This window comes from Streptomyces sp. NPDC001828 (assembly GCF_042892175.1).
In the GTDB taxonomy this organism is placed as follows: domain Bacteria; phylum Actinomycetota; class Actinomycetes; order Streptomycetales; family Streptomycetaceae; genus Streptomyces.
Genome location: NZ_JBIATV010000002.1, coordinates 421,369 through 438,347, shown reverse-complemented (window position 1 = coordinate 438,347; position 16,979 = coordinate 421,369). Strand labels below are relative to the sequence as shown.

Annotated in this window: 17 protein-coding genes; 5 read left to right on the top strand and 12 right to left on the bottom strand. The window is 72.0% G+C overall.

Annotated elements, in window-relative coordinates; translation table 11 throughout:
- The first annotated feature begins 100 nt into the window (after positions 1-100).
- The 4 genes from ACFYZA_RS08825 (at position 101) to ACFYZA_RS08810 (ending at position 3,916) form a co-directional block, all read left to right on the top strand.
- Positions 101-1,165, top strand: a complete 1,065-nt coding sequence (locus tag ACFYZA_RS08825; RefSeq protein ID WP_382593639.1) for a M4 family metallopeptidase — start codon at positions 101-103, stop codon at positions 1,163-1,165.
- Positions 1,166-1,210: 45 nt separating this feature from the next.
- A complete protein-coding gene (locus ACFYZA_RS08820; RefSeq protein ID WP_388488613.1) occupies positions 1,211-1,477 on the top strand; it encodes a protealysin inhibitor emfourin in 267 nt (88 codons plus the stop codon).
- A 53-nt stretch (positions 1,478-1,530) separates the two neighbouring features.
- Positions 1,531-2,349, top strand: coding sequence for a GNAT family N-acetyltransferase (locus ACFYZA_RS08815; RefSeq protein WP_388488612.1), 819 nt, complete (start codon positions 1,531-1,533; stop codon positions 2,347-2,349).
- A 112-nt stretch (positions 2,350-2,461) separates the two neighbouring features.
- Positions 2,462-3,916, top strand: a complete 1,455-nt coding sequence (locus ACFYZA_RS08810; RefSeq protein WP_382593630.1) for a serine hydrolase domain-containing protein — start codon at positions 2,462-2,464, stop codon at positions 3,914-3,916.
- A gap of 22 nt (positions 3,917-3,938) precedes the next feature.
- Here ACFYZA_RS08810 and era read toward each other — a convergent pair whose 3' ends face one another.
- From era to ACFYZA_RS08775, 7 genes are all read right to left on the bottom strand, one after another.
- Positions 3,939-4,892, bottom strand: a complete 954-nt coding sequence (era, locus tag ACFYZA_RS08805) for a GTPase Era (protein WP_382593628.1) — start codon at positions 4,890-4,892, stop codon at positions 3,939-3,941.
- Between the two features lie 215 nt (positions 4,893-5,107).
- Complete coding sequence (locus ACFYZA_RS08800; protein WP_388488609.1) at positions 5,108-6,055, bottom strand: WxL protein peptidoglycan domain-containing protein; 948 nt, start codon at positions 6,053-6,055, stop codon at positions 5,108-5,110.
- Between the two features lie 61 nt (positions 6,056-6,116).
- Positions 6,117-7,436, bottom strand: coding sequence for a beta-xylosidase (locus ACFYZA_RS08795; RefSeq protein WP_388488607.1), 1,320 nt, complete (start codon positions 7,434-7,436; stop codon positions 6,117-6,119).
- Between the two features lie 305 nt (positions 7,437-7,741).
- A complete protein-coding gene (locus ACFYZA_RS08790; RefSeq protein ID WP_382593619.1) occupies positions 7,742-8,224 on the bottom strand; it encodes a hypothetical protein in 483 nt (160 codons plus the stop codon).
- A 488-nt stretch (positions 8,225-8,712) separates the two neighbouring features.
- Positions 8,713-9,054, bottom strand: a complete 342-nt coding sequence (locus ACFYZA_RS08785) for a cytidine deaminase (RefSeq protein WP_388488604.1) — start codon at positions 9,052-9,054, stop codon at positions 8,713-8,715.
- Between the two features lie 43 nt (positions 9,055-9,097).
- On the bottom strand, positions 9,098-9,814 hold the full coding sequence (locus ACFYZA_RS08780; RefSeq protein WP_388488602.1) for a hypothetical protein: 717 nt from the start codon (positions 9,812-9,814) through the stop codon (positions 9,098-9,100).
- Between the two features lie 85 nt (positions 9,815-9,899).
- A complete protein-coding gene (locus ACFYZA_RS08775) occupies positions 9,900-10,721 on the bottom strand; it encodes a helix-turn-helix transcriptional regulator (RefSeq protein ID WP_382593710.1) in 822 nt (273 codons plus the stop codon).
- A 140-nt stretch (positions 10,722-10,861) separates the two neighbouring features.
- Between ACFYZA_RS08775 and ACFYZA_RS08770 the strand changes: the two genes are divergently transcribed.
- Positions 10,862-12,316, top strand: a complete 1,455-nt coding sequence (locus tag ACFYZA_RS08770; protein ID WP_388488599.1) for an MFS transporter — start codon at positions 10,862-10,864, stop codon at positions 12,314-12,316.
- A 69-nt stretch (positions 12,317-12,385) separates the two neighbouring features.
- Here the strand turns inward: ACFYZA_RS08770 and ACFYZA_RS08765 are convergent, their stop codons facing one another.
- The 5 genes from ACFYZA_RS08765 to ACFYZA_RS08745 all read right to left on the bottom strand — a co-directional run bounded on the left by ACFYZA_RS08765 (position 12,386) and on the right by ACFYZA_RS08745 (position 16,860).
- Positions 12,386-12,739 carry an MmcQ/YjbR family DNA-binding protein gene (locus ACFYZA_RS08765; RefSeq protein ID WP_382593606.1) on the bottom strand — a complete coding sequence of 118 codons (354 nt, stop codon included), beginning with the start codon at positions 12,737-12,739 and terminating at the stop codon, positions 12,386-12,388.
- The gene (locus ACFYZA_RS08760; RefSeq protein ID WP_382593603.1) at positions 12,736-14,034 is read right to left on the bottom strand and encodes a hemolysin family protein; all 1,299 of its coding nucleotides are present in this window, start codon (positions 14,032-14,034) and stop codon (positions 12,736-12,738) included. The genes ACFYZA_RS08765 and ACFYZA_RS08760 overlap by 4 nt, the downstream gene beginning before the upstream one ends.
- Positions 14,031-14,528 (bottom strand): rRNA maturation RNase YbeY, encoded by a 498-nt coding sequence (ybeY, locus tag ACFYZA_RS08755; protein WP_100578292.1) that lies wholly within the window; start codon positions 14,526-14,528, stop codon positions 14,031-14,033. Before ybeY ends, ACFYZA_RS08760 begins: the two co-directional genes overlap by 4 nt.
- 13 nt (positions 14,529-14,541) lie before the next feature.
- On the bottom strand, positions 14,542-15,591 hold the full coding sequence (locus ACFYZA_RS08750) for a PhoH family protein (RefSeq protein ID WP_382593598.1): 1,050 nt from the start codon (positions 15,589-15,591) through the stop codon (positions 14,542-14,544).
- 219 nt (positions 15,592-15,810) lie between these two features.
- Positions 15,811-16,860, bottom strand: coding sequence for a carbohydrate kinase family protein (locus ACFYZA_RS08745; RefSeq protein ID WP_382593707.1), 1,050 nt, complete (start codon positions 16,858-16,860; stop codon positions 15,811-15,813).
- Between the last annotated feature and the right edge of the window lie 119 nt (positions 16,861-16,979).

Below are 16,979 nucleotides of genomic sequence, written 5' to 3'. Positions count from 1 at the left end.
CGGTCGGTGGTATTGGCCGGGAACAGTCGTAGAGAAAGCACGCTTCACAATCATGGTGGCGACTAGTGACAGCCTCATGACCCAGTGCCACATTTCCGCCATGGACGCCACCACCAACCCGGTCTTCTGCACCATCGTCCCGCCCCATGTCTTCGACCGCCTCATCGAGGCCGAGGACCCCGCGCTCGCCCGGATCGCCCGCCAGACCTTCGTCGCGGACGCCGCGCGGCGCACCGAACGCCGGCTGACCACCGTCCTCGGCGCCGAGCCGCTCCCCGCGCCCGCGGACGCGGCCGCCGACCAGCCGCGGCGCACCGTGTACGACGCCCAGCACTCCACCACGCTGCCCGGCCGCGAAGTGCGCGGCGAGGGCGAGCCGCCGGTCCAGGACGCCACCGTGAACCGTGCCTACGCGGGGCTGGGCGCGACGTTCGAGCTGTATCTCAAGGCGTACCGGCGGCACTCGATCGACGGCAACGGCATGCCGCTCGACGCGACGGTCCACTTCGACCACGGATACAACAACGCCTTCTGGAACGGCACCCAGATGGTGTTCGGCGACGGGGACGGCCAGGTCTTCCTGGACTTCACGCTGCCGCTGGACGTCATCGGCCACGAGCTGACCCACGGCGTCACCCAGCACTCCGCGAACCTGACGTACTTCGGCCAGCCGGGCGCCCTGAACGAGTCCATGTCGGACGTCTTCGGCTCCCTGGTCAAGCAGTACGCCCTCGACCAGGACGCCCACCAGGCGGACTGGCTGATCGGCGCGGGCCTGCTGGCGCCGGGCGTGCACGGCGAGGCGCTGCGCTCGATGAAGGCGCCGGGCACCGCCTACGACGACGCCGTGCTCGGCAAGGACCCGCAGCCCGCCACGATGGACCAGTACGTCACGACGGGCCGCGACAACGGCGGTGTGCACCTCAACTCCGGCATCCCCAACCACGCCTTCTACCTGGTCGCCGACGCGCTCGGCGGCAAGGCCTGGGAGCGGGCCGGCCAGATCTGGTACGACGTGCTCACCGGCGGCCGCCTCGGCACCCAGGCGATGTTCAAGGACTTCGCCAAGCTGACGGTGACCGCGGCCAAGGACCGCTACGGCGACGGCGCCGAGACCCAGGCGGTCCTGAAGGCGTGGTCGCAAGTGGGGGTTCCGGCCTCCTGAGGCGTACGCGCAGACGGACCGGACCGGGACTGCTAGACAGAGGCCATGCGTATTGAGGTTTCCCGCTCAGGAGGATTCGCCGGCATCGAGCGCCGGGCCGAGATCGACACCTCGGGCCGGCCCGATGCCGCCGAATGGCACGCACTGGTCGAGGCGGCCCTCGCCGAGGGCCATGCCGAACCGCCCCTCGGCGTGCCGGACGGCTTCCACTACACGATCACCGTGGACGGCCGGCCGGTCCACTGCGCCGACCCGCAGCTGACGGATGCTCAACGCGAGCTGATCTCAAGGGTGTTGAAGGAGGGGGCGTAGGCGGAGGGGAAAGGCATGTGCGGGCGGGGCGGGGCCCTGCTTGGATGCGCGTCATGAGCATTCCTCCCCGCGCCACCCTGGACGATCTCGAGCACTACTACGACGCGGTTCCCCGGAGTTCGGCGCGGGCCGAGGACTTCGAGCCGCTGACCCTCTTCGTCCGCGAGGGCGAGGGGTGGCCGTTCTACGCCCGGCCCACGCTCGGTCATGTGGGGCCGGTCACCGCCGCCGACGTGGACGCGGTGCGGGCCCGCCAGCGGGCGCTCGGGGCGCCGGAGGCCTTCGAGTGGGTGGCCGAGGTGAGCCCGGGGCTGCGGGCGGCGGTCGAGAAGTCGGGCCTCGCGGTGCACGAGCACCCGCTGATGGTGCTCGCCGCCGGGGCGCCCGCCGCCGATCCGCATCCCCTGGTACGGGTCCTCGGCGCGGCCGATCCGCTGCTGCACGCGGCGCTCGTCGTGCCGCACCTCGCGTTCGCCGCGCCCGGTACGGGAGTCGGGGAGGCGGGCCCGGCCGAACTGGCCGCCGAGATCACCGCCCGCGCCGGTGACAGCCGCGCCGAGCAGGTCGCCGAGCGCATCCGCGCGGGCCGCACCGCGGTCGCGGCCGCCTTCGAGGACGGGCTTCCGCTCTGCTCCGGAATGCACAACCCGGTGGGCACGGTGACCGAGATCGTGGGGGTGGGCACCCTGCCTTCCGCGCGGCGCGGGGGACTTGGGCGCGCGGTCACCGCGGCCCTGATCGCCGACGCGCGGGCCGCCGGGGCGACGACGGTGTTCCTGTCGGCGGGCGACACCGATGTGGCCCGGATGTACGCGACGCTGGGATTCCGCCCGGCGGGCACGGCCCTGATCGCCGAACTCCCGGACGCATAAGGCCCGTTGGGCCCGTGCGCGGGCGCGGGCGTGAGGTCTTGTGCTCCCGCGATCTTCCTGCGTACAGTGTGCGCAACGGGAGAACGTTGTACGCACGGAGGGGGAGCGGACGATGGCGGAGAACGTGAGCTGGGACGAGCGGGGGAACTGGCGGGCCGAGGGTGCGTGGGGAACCGGTGACTCCAGCGGCCGGCGGTTCGATCTCGACCGGTGGCAGGCCCGGCTCGACACGCTGCGCCGGACGCATCACGTGCCGGGTGCCGCCCTCGCCGTGCTCACCCACGACACGGTCCACGAGCTGGCGAGCGGGGTGCTGCACACCCGCACCGGTGTGACGGCCACCACCGACTCGGTCTTCCAGCTCGGCTCCCTCGCCAAGACGTACACCGCGACCCTGATCATGCGGCTGGTCGACGCCGGCAAGCTGGACCTGGACGCACCCGTGCGCGAGGTGCTGCCCGACTTCACCGTCGCCGACGAGGAGGCGAGCCGCACCATCACGCCCCGGCAGCTGCTCTCCCACACCAGCGGCCTCACCTGTGACTTCACCTATGACTCGGGCCGGGGCGACGACTGCATCGAGCTCTACGTCGACGCCGCCAAGGGCGTCGCGCTCGACTGTCCCTCCGGCAGCGCCTGCTCGTACAGCAGCCTCGGCTTCAACGTGCTGGGCCGGATCATCGAGGTTCTGCACGGCACGACGTGGGACCAGGCCCTCAAGGACCTGCTGCTGACCCCGCTCGGCCTGACCCGGACGATGACGCTGCCCGAGGAGGCCCTCGCGTTCCGGGCCGCGATGGGACACCTCGGCGAGTACGGCGAGGACCCCGCGCCGGCCCCGGCCTGGGACCTCATGCCGCGCTCCGCGGGCCCGTACGGCCGCGTCATCGCCAGCGCCGGGGACGTCGCCCGGTTCGCGCGGATGCACCTCGCGGGCGGCACCGCCCCCGACGGGACGCGGCTGCTCACGCCCGGCAGTGCCGTCGCGATGCGGACCCGCGAGGTCGACTCCCCCGACAAGTGGACCGTCCACGCGGACGGCTGGGGCCTCGGCTGGACGCTGTACGACTGGAACGGCGTCCAGGGCTTCGGCCACGACGGCGCCTCGATCGGCCAGTACGGGTTCCTGCGGGTGGTGCCGGGCGCGGGACTCGCGCTCGTGCTGCTCACCAACGGGGGCGACGCCCGGCGCCTCTACGAGGACCTCTTCGCCGAGCTGCTCGGCGACCTCGCGGCGGTCACCATGCCCGCACCCTTCGAGCCGCCCGCCGAGCCGGTCGCGGTGGACTTCGCGCCGCTGACCGGCACCTACGAGCGCGAGGGCGTCCGCATCACCGTCTCCGAGCGGGCGGACGCCGGGCCGCACCTGGTGTACGAGTTCGTCGGCGGCATGAAGGACTTCTCGCCGCCGCTGGAGATGGACCTGGTGGCGGTGACGGACACGGTGTTCGCGGGGGCGGGCTCCGGTGCGTACAGCGCCGACTGGATGCCGGTCGTGTTCGCCACCCTTCAGGACGGCACGCCGTGCTGCTACATCGGCATGCGCTGCGCCCCGAAGGTCTCCTGACCCGGCCCCGCGTCGCGGGCCCTCAGAAGCCGAGCTTGCGGAGCTGCTTGGGGTCTCGCTGCCAGTCCTTGGCGACCTTGACGTGCAGGTCGAGGAAGACCGGCGTGCCGAGCAGCGCCTCGATGTGCTTGCGCGACTTCATGCCGACCTCCTTCAGGCGCTTGCCCTTGGGGCCGATGATGATGCCCTTCTGGCTGGGGCGCTCGATGTAGACGTTGGCGTGGATGTCCAGGAGCGGCTTGTCGGCGGGCCGGTCCTCGCGCGGGATCATCTCCTCCACGACGACGGCGATGGAGTGCGGCAGCTCGTCGCGCACGCCTTCCAGGGCGGCCTCGCGGATCAGCTCGGCGACCATGACCTGCTCGGGCTCGTCGGTGAGGTCGCCCTCGGGGTAGAGCGGGGGGCTCTCGGGCAGCAGCGGGATGATCAGGTCCGCGACGAGCTGGACCTGCTGGTCGCCGACCGCCGAGACGGGCACGATCTGCGCCCACTCGAAGCCGAGCTCCTTGGAGAGCTGGTCGACGGCGATGAGCTGTTCGGCCAGGGTCTTGGAGTCGACCAGGTCCGTCTTGGTGACGATCGCGATCTTGGGGGTCTTCTTGATCCCGGCGAGTTCCTTGGCGATGAACTTGTCACCGGGTCCGAGCTTCTGGTCGGCGGGCAGGCAGAAGCCGATCACGTCGACCTCGGCCCACGTGGTGCGGACCACGTCGTTGAGGCGCTCGCCGAGCAGGGTGCGCGGCTTGTGGAGGCCCGGGGTGTCGACCAGGATCAGCTGGGCGTCCGGGCGGTGCACGATGCCCCGCACGGTGTGCCGGGTGGTCTGCGGGCGGTTGGAGGTGATGGCCACCTTCTGCCCGACCAGAGCGTTCGTGAGGGTGGACTTGCCCGCGTTGGGGCGGCCGACGAAGCAGGCGAAGCCGGCCCGGTGGGTGGGGTCGGCGGCGGTGTCAGCGGCAGGGGTACGAGCGCTCATACCGCCATTCTCCCCGATCCCGGGCCCCGCGCCGCCCACGCCCCCTGAGGCTCCGCCCCAGACCCCTGCGGGGGCCGGGCTGAAGATGCTCGTGCCGGGTCACCTACAGGGGCGCGGGGAACTGCGCGACCAGCCACGCACGGCCCGAGGCCGACGACGGGTTTTAGGGGCGCGGGGAACTGCGCGAACGGGCCCCGGTCCGAGGTGGGCCGGGACTAGGCGCGGGCGGCGGCGCGGCGGCGCAGGACGCGGTGGCCCGCGAAGGCCGCGGCCGCGGCCAGCAGGATCGCCAGGGGCAGCCAGGGCAGAGCCAGGAACGACGCCCCGCCCGAGCCCGACACCCCCTTCGCCGTCGCGGTCAACTCGACGTCGCCCCAGTCGAGTTGAGGCGACCCGTGCCACGCCTCGGTCAGCGTGACCCGCTCCCCCGGCAACAACTCCGACGGCACCTTCGTCAGCCCCCGGCCGAGCAGCGTACGGCCGAAGAGCCCCGTCGCGCTCAGCCGGACCGCGGGGTTCAGCGTCACGTTGCCCCGGTTGTGCAGCGTGTACGTGATGTCCGTGCGGCTCTCCCCCGCGCCCGGCAGCACCGGCCGGTGCTGGGAGAGCGTGACGTGCTCGACGGCGAGCGCGGGCACGGTGGGCCCGCCGACCCGCAGGTAGATCCGCGCCCCCACGGCCTGCTGGATGCCGACGGCGACCTTCCCGTCGGCGGCGGGCCCGGGCGCGACCCGGTCGTCGAGGGCGACGAGCGCGCCCACGTGGTCGCCGGGCTCGGCGTCCGGCGGCACGGCGAGCGTGAAGGGCACGGTGACCGAGGACCGGGCCGGGACGGTCACCGACGACCGGGCCGGCTTCGCCCAGGCGCCCACCCCCGTCTGCTTCTCCTTCTCGGTGCGCACGGCGAACCCCCCGTCGCGCTCGGTGTTGTACGCGTCGGCCCCGTACAGCCGGAAGGTCAGCGGCGCCGACGTCTTGTTGGCGACGGTGACCTTGTCGTCGAGGGTGGTCCCGGGGTTGGCGGAGAGGTAGAAGTACGGGCGCTGGGCCGTGCCCGAACTCGCGGGAAAAACGGACCAGTTGCCGTTGTCGGCGGCGTGCGCGGCGGGTGCGGTGAGCAGGGCGAGCACGACGGCCAGGAGGAGTGCGGACAGCTTGCGCACGGTGCGGGACCCCCGGGGACGGGTGGGCCGGCCGGGTGCGCGCCCGGCCCACGGGTGGACATCAGGTGAGGGTGAGGGTCAGTACGCCGCTGTAGGCGCCGGGCGCGGTGAACGCCGGCACGTCGAGCGAGAGCTTGGCGTCGACGGTGAACTCGCCGCCGGTGAGCGCCGCGTTCGGGGTGGAGGCGAGGGTCGCGCCCGCGCTGCCCACGCTGCCGGCCGAGCCCGCCGCGCAGACCGACGGGGAGCCCGCCTTGGCGGAGCAGGCCGGGGTCCAGCTGAGTCTGCCCGCGTCGATGGATCCGGCGGGTCCGGTGAAGTCGGTGACCTTGCCGGTCAGGGACCAGCCGGCGGGGCCGCCGCGGAAGTCCTGGACCGTCACCGTTTGGAGGTCGCCGGTGGAGGCGCCGCCCTTGCCGAAGTCGACGGCCTGGAGGTCGACGCTGTCACCGGCCTGGGTCATCGCCAACGTGCCCGCGTTCACCGAGGTGTTGAGCTTCTGGCTCGGTCCGGTGGGCGGTGGTCCGCTGCTGACCGTGTACGCCACCGGGCCCGCGCCGTTCGCCGGGTCCCAGGCCGCGCCTTCGTAGGCCACGATCCCGGTGGTCGCCGGGTCCGTGATCTTCGGCCGGGCGGTGAAGTCTCCGTTGGCGTCCGCCTTGAAGGTGATCTTGTCGGCGGTGGTGGCGGTGCCGTTCCAGCCCGCGACGGTGACGTCCGCGTTCGGGGTGAACTTGGACCCGCTGACCGTCGTGCGGTCACCGGCTTGGCCGGAGGCCGGGTCGGCCGTGATGGCACGCTGGTTGACCTGTCCGCCGCCGTCCGTGGCGTTGACCGTCTCGGAGACGGGCGCGGGCGGATTGGTGACGGTGCAGGGGGTGTCCAGTTCCATGATGTAGCTGGTGTGGATGTTGTAGTCGCCGGGCGAGAGGGTGATCGCGCCGGCCTTGGTGGCGGTGAAGCTGCCGCTCATGGAGAACGCCGGGAACGCGCCTTTGCCGGGCACCGGGGCGTTCTTCTTGGGGCCCGTCACGTCCACGCTGCCGGTCTGGGCGCCCGCGAGGACGACCTTTCCGGTCGGGGTCATGATGTCGGCGGGCAGGGCGATGTCGACGGGGTTGCTGGCGGCGGGCTTGTTCACCGTGTAGGTGACGGTGACCTTGTCGCCCACCTTGGGTGCCGCGTTGTCGACGGTGACGGTCGCGTTCGTGGTGCCGTCGATGGGCGGGATTCCGGCGATGGCCGGCGGGATGCAGTGCGTGGCGAAATCGACGGGCGTCGCGGCCAGTGCGCTCGCGGGTGCGGCGAGCGCGCCGGTCCCGGCGGCGAGTGCGACCGCCCCCAATACGGCGGCCAGACGCCGTCTTCGACGTTCCGACATGGGCTTGCCCCCCTTCCTGAAGTGGCACAGCGCGGCTCGGCTGCGCCGACAGGGGGCCATTGACGGCTCGGGGCGAAAAGAAGTCAATGGAATCCCGCCGCACCAACTGATGACCCATCAGATACTGTCAAGATCCCGGCGGATTCCGGCATTTCACGCCGCGCGCGGAGGTGCCGGGGCACACCAAAAGCCGGCGCCGCCCGGGACGGCACCGGCTCGTTCTGCGCGGTTGTGCGTCGGCGCTGTGCGTCGGCGTTCTGTGCGTTGGCGCTCCGCGCGTCGGCGTTCCGCGCGTCAGCCGTGGGTCAGAAGACGAACGGGCCCGGCGACTGGGAGGTCGTCGCGTCGCAGTTCACCGTGATCCCGAAGATCACCATCTTCAGGGCGGTGCCGGCGAAGTACGAGTTGAGGCTGTCGCCGGCGGCGACCGTGCCGTTCAGCGGGCCGATCTTGACCGAACTGCCCGCCGGGAGCGCGGGGTTGGCCTTGCCGCTGAACACCCTGGTGCCGCCGCCGCCCTTGGCGAGGGTCAGGGTCGCGCTGATCTGGTTGGCGCCGACGGCGACCGGGGTGGTGACGGCCGAGGTCAGCGTGATGGTCGCGGCGGTGCCACTCTGGGTGGCGGTGAGCGTGGCGCCGCCCCCGCCCCAGCTCCCGCAGTCGTACGTGGCGGTCGCCGTGGTGGGAGTGACGGCGGCGGCACTCGGCGCGAAGGCGAGGCCCGCCACGGCCACCGCCCCCACCGCGAGTGCGGCCCGCGCGACCGGCCTGCTGCTGCTCTTACGCATGGTTCCCCTTCCCATTACAGGGAGTTGATCGTCTGCCGCGTCCATCGACACACGACCGCGCAGCGGCCCCCGCGTGGCCCACGCGCACGGGTGCGCGGGCGTGCGGGCATGGCTCTGCGGGGGCGGGGGTGCGTTGTGCTTTCGCTTGCGCGGAGGGAGTGCGGCCGACTCCGGTGCGGGGTTGCGGCTCTGCACCCCGTGCCGGTCCGCCCCGTGGATCTGACGGATCGTCGGCTCGACTGCCGTCCATTGATGCGCGGGAGGCTGTGGATTACAAGGGCCACCGCGTTGATTCTTAACGGCCGCCCCGCCGGCGCCGCCGTTGGCTCCGGCGAGGTTCCGCGCAGTTCCCCGCGCGCCTGACCCCGTTCTCGTCCGTCCACCGCGCATGGTTGCTCGCGCAGTTCCCCGCGCCCCTTGGCGGCACTGGGTACGGCGGCATCTTCAGGTGCGAACGGGGTCCGGGGCGGAGCCCCGGGGGCCCGGGGTCAGGGGGTTCGCAGGGCGCCGTCCGGGGAGGCCAGGAGGATGGGGGTGGCGGGGCCACCCAGATCGCGTACCGCCGCCACATCCGCCTCCGCGAGCACCGCCGACTCCGTCACCACCGCCGCCGCCTCCAGCGACTCCGCCCCGCTGGCCACCGCCATCGCGACCGCGGTCTGGAGCGCGGAGAGCTTCAGGGAGGGAAGCTCGACCGTGCCGGCCACGTACGTGCGGCCCGTCTCGTCGCGTACGGCCGCGCCCTCGGGCACCCCGTTGCGGGCCCGGGCGCTGCGCGCGAGCGTGATGATCTTGCGGTCCTCGGGGTCGAGTGCGGTGCTCTCAGTCATGCCCCGAGCATAAGGAGTGCCCGGGGCCGACGGATGCGCGGGCTCAGGCCTTGACCGCCTGGTCCAGCTTCTTGGCGACGGTGGCCGTGAGGGCCTTGTAGTCCGCCTCCGGGATGCCGACCGCCTGCTTGCCCTTCGTCGAGAGCGTGCTCAGCGCGGCGCCCTTGCGCACCACGTAGTTGTGGAAGCCCATCTTCCCCGCCCCCAGGTCCAGGAGCAGCTCGTACCCGTAGGACGCGTCGCCCGCCTTGTCCACGGGCAGCGGCCTGACGGTGGCGGCGTACTTCTCGCCCTCCAGGGCGACGGAGAAGGAGGCGCACCGCGAGAGGGTCGCGTCGAAGTCCTTGAGGTAGCCGGCGGCCTTGTCGCCGTCGAAGCCGAAGACCTGCTGGCCACCGTATTCGAAGTTGCTGGTCTGCCGGGCGGCGGCGCCCATCGGTGCGGGCTCGCTCTGCATCAGGTCCAGGAGCTTCTGGCACTCGGGCTTTTCGGTCTTGCCCACGACGGGGCCGCCGTCGGGATCGGCCTTCCAGCCCGCCGGTACGTCCTGTGCGGTCAGCAGGGCCGCCTTCAGCTGGGCCGCGGTCACGGGCGTACCGGCACCGGAGGCGGCGGACGGCGAGGCCTTGGCGGCGTCCTTCGCGGCGGGCTTGTCGCCCTTGCCGTCCGAGTTCCCGCACGCGGCGGCCAACAGCAGGGTGGCGGCGGCCAGCGCGACGGAGGCGGTGCGTCTGGCGGCCGGGGAAGCGAAAATGGACATGGGCATGCTTGATCCCCCCACAGGAACAAAAGGTGTAAGTGGGCCCGATCCTAGAGGAGGGACCGTCCTGCGCGCCGCCGGGTTTTCACCCGGCGATCGGATACATCGACCCGCGCCGGCCCTCCGGCGATGTCAGCCACTCCAGCTTCTGGGCCGTGTCCGTGTTCGGCAGCGGGGTGTGCAGGACGATCACCAGGTCCGGCCGGGCCGGGACGCGCAGTTGGGTCGACTCGACGTACAGGGCGCCGACGAGCGGGTGCTCCATCTCCTTGCGGAGCTGGCCGCCGGGCTGGACGTCGCGGCGCTCCCACAGCTCCACGAACTCGGGGCTGAGTTCCTTGGCCTGCTCGACCACCGCCTGGAAGCCCTCGTCGTCGGGGTGCTCCGAGCAGGCCGCCCGGAACTGCGCGACGACGTTGCAGGCGATCTCGTCCCAACGCTGGGCGCGGGCACGGTAGATGGGGTCGGTGAAGAACGCGATCAGGCAGTTCTGCACGATCTCGGGGCGCATCCCGAGGACGAGCGCGGCCGACTCGTTGTACATGACCGTGTTCCAGTACGCGTCCATGATGTGCGCGGGGAACGGCATCCACGCGTCGATCAGGCGCTGCAGCCCCTGGCACATGCCCGTGTTGGCCGGATCGACCTCCAGGGCCGGCGGGTTGAGCCCGGCGAGGACGTACAGGTGGCGGCGCTCGGCGCTGGTCAGCTGGAGCACCCGGCCGACCGAGTCCAGGACCTGCGGGGAGACCGTGATGTCGCGGCCCTGCTCCAGCCACTGGTACCAGGAGACGCCCACCCCCGCGAGCACCGCGACCTCCTCGCGGCGCAGGCCGGGCGTGCGGCGGCGGGCCCCGCCGTCGGGCAGTCCGGCCTGCGTGGGGGTGATCCGCGCGCGCCTGCTCATCAGGAACTCGCGCAGCTCGCTGCGCCGGTGCCGGTCGATCGGTATCGCCACGAAGTTCCCCCTGTCGGCTGCCTGGTGGTGCCACCAACAGGATAAGTTCCCACTCTCCACGGGCATTCCCGGGCCGCGAGGGTAGGGCCATGGCGATCGACACACCTACGACAGTCACCGGGCCCGAAACGCCGGCCCCCACCCCCACCCCCTCCGCGCCCGAATCCCCCGCGCGGGCCCGGCTCAGCGGCCGGGCGAAGCTGGTCCTCTTCGTGCTCTGCGCCGCCCAGTTCATGGTGGCGCTCGACTTCTCCGTACTGAACGTGGCGCTGCCCGCGCTCGGCGAGGACCTCGGTCTGAGCCGGTCCGCACTGCAGTGGGCGGTCACCGCGTTCGCGCTGCCCTCGGGCGGCTTCCTGCTCCTGTTCGGCCGCGTCGCCGACCTGTTCGGCCGCAAGAAGCTGTTCCTGACCGGCCTCGCCCTCTTCGGCACCGCGTCCCTGCTCGCCACCCTCGCCTGGGACCCGGCGTCCTTCCTGACCGGGCGCGCGCTGCAGGGCCTGGGCGCGGCCGTCATCGTGCCGACCGGCATGTCCCTGCTGACCACGACGTTCCCCGAGGGCCCGTTGCGCGACAAGGCGCTGGGGATCTCCGGCACGCTCCTCTCGCTCGGCTTCACCGTCGGCATGGTGCTGGGCGGTGTCATGACCGACACGCTCGGCTGGCGCTCCACCATGGGCCTGCTCGTGGCCTTCGCGGTGGTCGTCCTGGCCCTGGCCCCCGGGCTGCTGCCGGAGTCCCGCACCCCCGAGCGGCCGCGTCTGGACATACCCGGCGCCGTCACCGTCACCGGTGGTCTGCTCGCGGTGATCTACGCCCTGTCGACGGCGGCCCAGCGCGGCTTCGGCGGCGTGGACGTGTGGGGCACCCTGCTCGTCGGCATCGCCCTGCTCGCCGCGTTCGTGGTCGTCGAGTCGAAGGCCTCGGCGCCACTGGTCTCGCTGCCGATGCTGAGGCGCCGCACGGTGGCCTGGGGCAACCTGGGCGGTCTGGTGACCTTCTCGATGATGTCGACGGTCGTCTTCGTGCTGACCCTCTACCTCCAGGAGACCCTGGGGCTCTCGTCCTTCGAGACGGGCCTGATCTTCGGCATCCAGGGCGTCGCGTCGGCCGTCGCCGGTACGTACGCGGCCCGGCTGATCGGCCGCTTCGGCTCCCGGCGCGTGCTGGCCGCCTCACTGCTCGGCCAAGGCGCCTTCGTAGCAGCCCTGTTGGGGCTGGGCACCCACTCGGGCGCCCTGCTCGCCACCGTCGCCGTCTCGCTGGCCAGCATGTGCCACCTCGGCGCGATCATCTCGTACGGCGTGACCGTGACCAGCGGGGTGCCCGACGAGGAGCAGGGGCTTGCGACCGGCCTCGTCACCACCACCCAGCAGGTCGGCCTCACCGTCGGCATCCCGCTGCTCGGCGTGCTCGCCACCACCCGGGCCTCGCTGTTCGAGGGGGTGCGCACCGTGCTCGCGATCGACGCGGCGATCGTGATCGCGGCGGCCGCCCTGGTGGCGGTCGGCCTCGGTCGCGGCTCCGGTCGCGGGAAGGCCTAGTGCCCCCGGCGGCCGGACCGCGCCCGCTTCCGGTGCCGCCCGGGCCCGAGCGGATCGGGCCCGGGCGGGTCAGGCCCGGTCGAGCCGGAGCCGCTCGGCCTTCGGCAGGCCGGCGACCACCAGGTCGTACGAGTCCTCGATGAGCTCCCGGACCAGCCGGTCCGGGAGCTCGGCCACGTTCACGGTGTTCCAGTGCCGCTTGTTCATGTGGTAGCCGGGCACGATCGCGGGGTGCTCCTCGCGGAGCCTGACCGCCTCGTCCGGGTCGCACTTGAGGTTGACCGTGAGCGGCTTCCCGTCGAGGGAGGTGAGCGCGAAGATCTTGCCGAGCACCTTGAAGACGGAGGTCTCCGGGTTGAACGGGAACTCCTCCGTCACGGCGTTGAACTCCAGGCAGAAAGCCCGCAGTTGCTTCGGTGTCACGCCACGTCCTCCTGGTCGTCCTCGTCCTTGGTCGGCTCCACGAGCACGGTGACGATCTTGTTGCGGCGGCCGGCCGGGGACTCCGCGGTCAGCCGCAGCCTTCGCCCGTCGGGCAGTTCGACCACGGCGGTGGCACCGGCGATCGGCACCCGGCCGAGCGATTTGGCGAGCAGCCCGCCGACGGTCTCCACGTCCTCGTCGTCGAACTCGTCGAAGCCGAACAGCTCGCCCAGGTCGCCGATGTCGAGCCGGGCGGTGACCCGGAAGCAGCCGTCCGCGAGCTCGGTGACGGGCGGCAGTTCGCGGTCGTACTCGTCGGTGATCTCACCGACGATCTCCTCCAGGATGTCCTCGATGGTGACGATGCCCGCGGTGCCGCCGTACTCGTCGATGACGACCGCGACGTGGCTGCGCTGCTGCTGCATCTCGCGCAGCAGGTCGCCCGCGTTCTTGGTGTCGGGCACGAAGGCGGCGGGCCGCATCGCGGTGGAGACGAGGTCGGCCTCGGAGTCCCGGTTGATGTGGGTCTTGCGGACCAGGTCCTTCAGATAGACGATCCCGACGATGTCGTCCTCGTTCTCGCCGGTCACCGGGATGCGCGAGAAGCCCGAGCGCAGCGCGAGGGTGAGGGCCTGGCGGATCGTCTTGTAGCGCTCGATGCAGACGAGGTCGGTGCGCGGCACCATGACCTCGCGCACCAGGGTGTCGCCCAGCTCGAACACCGAGTGCACCATCCGGCGCTCGTCGTCCTCGATCAGCGACTCGGCCTCGGCGAGGTCGACCATCGCCCGCAGCTCGGCCTCGGAGGCGAACGGCCCCTTGCGGAAGCCCTTTCCGGGGGTGAGCGCGTTGCCGAGGAGGATCAGGAGCTGCGGGATCGGCCCCATGATCCTGGCCAGCGGCAGCAGCACGTACGCGGCGGCCGTCGCGGTGTTCAGGGGGTGCTGGCGGCCGATGGTGCGGGGCGAGACGCCGACGGCGACGTACGACACGAGGACCATCACGGCGATGGCCACGAGCAGCGCGGCCCACGTCTCGCCGAACTCCTCCAGGCACACGTACGTGACGAGGACGCCCGCCGCCATCTCACAGGCGACCCGCACGAGCAGGGCGACGTTGAGGTAGCGCGTGGGGTCGGAGGCGATCTGGGCGAGTTTGGCGCTGCCGCGCCGGCCGGTGCGTACCGCCTCGGCCGCGCGGAAGGAGGAGATGCGGGCGAGGCCGGCCTCGGCGCAGGCCGCGAGCCAGGCCACGACGACCAGGGCGACGGCGCCCGCGATCAGTTGGCCGGTCATGAGACGGTCGGCGCCGGGGAGGGGCCGGTCAGGCCCTTCTCCGCACGCCAGCCGTCGACGATGGCCGCCTGGAGGCCGAACATCTCGGCCTTCTCGTCCGGCTCCTCGTGGTCGTAGCCGAGCAGGTGCAGCACGCCGTGGACGGTGAGGAGCTGGAGCTCCTCGTCCATGGAGTGCTGCGTCTCGGCGTCCTCGCCCTGCTTCTTGGCGACCTCGGGGCACAGCACGATGTCACCGAGGAGCCCCTGCGGGGGCTCCTCGTCGTCCTTCGACGGCGGACGCAGCTCGTCCATCGGGAAGGACATGACATCGGTCGGGCCCGGCAGGTCCATCCACTGGATGTGCAGCTGCTCCATGGCCTCGGCGTCCACGACGATCACCGAGAGTTCGGAGAGCGGGTGGATCCGCATCCGCGTGAGCGCGTAGCGGGCGATGTCGAGGATCGCCTGCTCGTCGACCTCGGTTCCGGACTCGTTGTTGACGTCGATCGACATGGTGCGCTCTGCTCTACTTCCCGTTTCGGCCGCCGCGACCTTCCTGGTCCTGGCGGCTGTCGTACTGCTCGTACGCGTCGACGATACGGCCGACGAGCTTGTGCCGTACGACATCCTGCGAGGTGAGCCGGGAGAAGTGCACGTCGTCGACGCCGTCCAGGATGTCCTGGACCTGGCGCAGACCGCTCTTCGTGCCGTTCGGCAGGTCGACCTGGGTGACGTCACCGGTGATGACGATCTTCGAGTCGAAGCCGAGCCTGGTCAGGAACATCTTCATCTGCTCGGCGCTGGTGTTCTGCGCCTCGTCGAGGATGATGAACGCGTCGTTGAGCGTGCGGCCGCGCATGTACGCCAGCGGGGCGACCTCGATCGTGCCGGCCGCCATCAGGCGCGGGATCGAGTCCGGGTCGAGCATGTCGTGCAGGGCGTCGTACAGCGGGCGCAGATACGGGTCGATCTTCTCGTAGAGCGTGCCGGGCAGGAAGCCGAGGCGCTCGCCGGCCTCCACCGCGGGCCGGGTCAGGATGATCCGGGTGACCTGCTTGGACTGCAGGGCCTGGACCGCCTTGGCCATGGCGAGATACGTCTTTCCGGTGCCGGCGGGGCCGATGCCGAAGACGATCGTGTGCTTGTCGATCGCGTCGACGTACCGCTTCTGGTTGAGGGTCTTGGGGCGGATGGTGCGGCCGCGGCTGGAGAGGATGTTCTGCGTGAGCACCTCGGCCGGGGTCTCGCCGTGGCCGTTCCCGTTGGCCTGGCCGGCGTTCCCGTTGCCGCTCGCCCGGAGCATGGCGATCGAGCGTTCCACTGCGTCCTCCGTCATCGACTGTCCGGTGCGGAGCACCAGCATCATCTCGTCGAACAGCCGCTGAATGAGGGCGACTTCCGTCGCGTCCCCCACGGCGCTGATCACATTGCCCCGTACGTGGATGTCGGCCGACGGGAAGGCCTTCTCGATCACGCGCAGCAGGGAGTCGCTCGAACCCAGGACGGTCACCATGGGGTGCTTGGCCGGAATGGTGATCTGGGCGTGCGCCTGCGGGTGTGTGGGTGTCTGCGTCATGGGCCGGCTCTGGGGCCTGCACATACCTCCCGTTGCAGGGTTCTCGCTGCTCGAGAGCCTCTGGAACACCAAGCCTACGACTTGCCGTGCGGCGCGCCGAGAGGTTTTCCACCCCGCGTGCCCCCGGGCCGCCTCCCGGAGCCCCGGGGGCGGACCCCTGGGCCCCGGCTACGGCTCTGCCTGCCGTCGGCACCGCCGTACCACCCCGCGCCGCAGGCGTTACGCGGGGTGGCGGAAGCCCAGGGTGGGGACGGCGCGGCGCAGGGGCCAGGTGCGGGCGGCGCCGGGGAGCAGGTCGGAGAGGAAGGCGTAGCGGCGCAGGGCCGCCGGGTCCTGGTCGGGCAGGGTCCGGACGCGCTCCCACCAGCTGGCGACCTCCGCCCAGCCCGGTGCCGAGAGCGACCCCCCGAACTCCTGGACCGAGAGGGCCGCCGTGAGCCCCGCGAAGGCGAGCCGGTCGGCGAGCGGCCAGCCCGCCAGGGTGCCGGTGACGAAACCGGCCACGAAGACGTCGCCCGCCCCGGTCGGATCGAGGGCCTCGACCTCGATGGCGGGGACGTCCGCCGTCTCCCCGGTCGCGCCGTCCACGGCGTACGCGCCCTCCGACCCCAGGGTCACCACCGCGAGCGGCACCTTCTCGGCGAGCGCGCGGGCCGCCGCCCGCGGGCAGTCGGTCCCCGTGTAGCGCATCGCCTCCGCCGCGTTGGGCAGGAACGCCTCGCAGTGTTCGAGCTCGGGCAGCCCCGCGAGGTCCCAGCGGCCGGTGTCGTCCCAGCCGACGTCCGCGAAGATCCGCGCGCCGGAGCGCGCCGCGTCCTCGATCCAGCCCTCGCGCCGCCCCGGCACCAGGGACGCGACGGCGGCACGGGCCCTGGGCGGGCAGTTGGGCGCGGACAGTTCGTGGGGTGCCTCGTGGCCGTGGGTGACCATCGTGCGTTCGCCCTCGTACGCCATCGAGACGGTGACCGGGGAGTGCCAGCCGGGCACGGTCCGTGACAGCGACAGGTCGATGCCCTCGCCCTGTTCGAGCGCGTCCCAGCAGTACTCGCCGTAGTGGTCGTCGCCGAAGGCCGCGGCCAGGGAGGTGCGCAGGCCGAGGCGCGCCAGCGCGGTGGCCATGTTGGCGACGCCGCCCGGGCTCGAACCCATGCCGCGCGCCCAGGACTCGGTGCCGCGCACCGGCGCCGAGTCGAGCCCGGTGAAGACGATGTCGAGGAACACCGTGCCGGTGAGGAAGACGTCGCAGGGCGGATCGCGCGGATCGCGCAGCCCGTCGAGCGGGTCGACCCGTGAGGACCGGCGCGGCTCGGCGCCCGAGGCGCGACGGTGCGGGTTCCACTCGGCGGGCTCGGGCTCGGGCGAGTGGCCGGGGCCGGGGCCGGGCAGCC

Bases quoted from the DNA above. Each gene is read 5' to 3' on its own strand.
- ACFYZA_RS08825 (WP_382593639.1), top strand. From the start codon at position 101: ATGGACGCCACCACCAACCCGGTCTTCTGCACCATCGTCCCGCCCCAT.
- ACFYZA_RS08775 (WP_382593710.1), bottom strand. From the start codon at position 10,721: ATGAGCAGGCGCGCGCGGATCACCCCCACGCAGGCCGGACTGCCCGAC.
- ACFYZA_RS08795 (WP_388488607.1), bottom strand. From the start codon at position 7,436: ATGTCGGAACGTCGAAGACGGCGTCTGGCCGCCGTATTGGGGGCGGTC.
- ACFYZA_RS08770 (WP_388488599.1), top strand. From the start codon at position 10,862: ATGGCGATCGACACACCTACGACAGTCACCGGGCCCGAAACGCCGGCC.
- ybeY (WP_100578292.1), bottom strand. From the start codon at position 14,528: ATGTCGATCGACGTCAACAACGAGTCCGGAACCGAGGTCGACGAGCAG.
- ACFYZA_RS08815 (WP_388488612.1), top strand. From the start codon at position 1,531: ATGAGCATTCCTCCCCGCGCCACCCTGGACGATCTCGAGCACTACTAC.
- ACFYZA_RS08790 (WP_382593619.1), bottom strand. From the start codon at position 8,224: ATGCGTAAGAGCAGCAGCAGGCCGGTCGCGCGGGCCGCACTCGCGGTG.
- ACFYZA_RS08750 (WP_382593598.1), bottom strand. From the start codon at position 15,591: ATGACGCAGACACCCACACACCCGCAGGCGCACGCCCAGATCACCATT.
- era (WP_382593628.1), bottom strand. From the start codon at position 4,892: ATGAGCGCTCGTACCCCTGCCGCTGACACCGCCGCCGACCCCACCCAC.
- ACFYZA_RS08810 (WP_382593630.1), top strand. From the start codon at position 2,462: ATGGCGGAGAACGTGAGCTGGGACGAGCGGGGGAACTGGCGGGCCGAG.
- ACFYZA_RS08780 (WP_388488602.1), bottom strand. From the start codon at position 9,814: ATGTCCATTTTCGCTTCCCCGGCCGCCAGACGCACCGCCTCCGTCGCG.
- ACFYZA_RS08785 (WP_388488604.1), bottom strand. From the start codon at position 9,054: ATGACTGAGAGCACCGCACTCGACCCCGAGGACCGCAAGATCATCACG.
- ACFYZA_RS08760 (WP_382593603.1), bottom strand. From the start codon at position 14,034: ATGACCGGCCAACTGATCGCGGGCGCCGTCGCCCTGGTCGTCGTGGCC.
- ACFYZA_RS08820 (WP_388488613.1), top strand. From the start codon at position 1,211: ATGCGTATTGAGGTTTCCCGCTCAGGAGGATTCGCCGGCATCGAGCGC.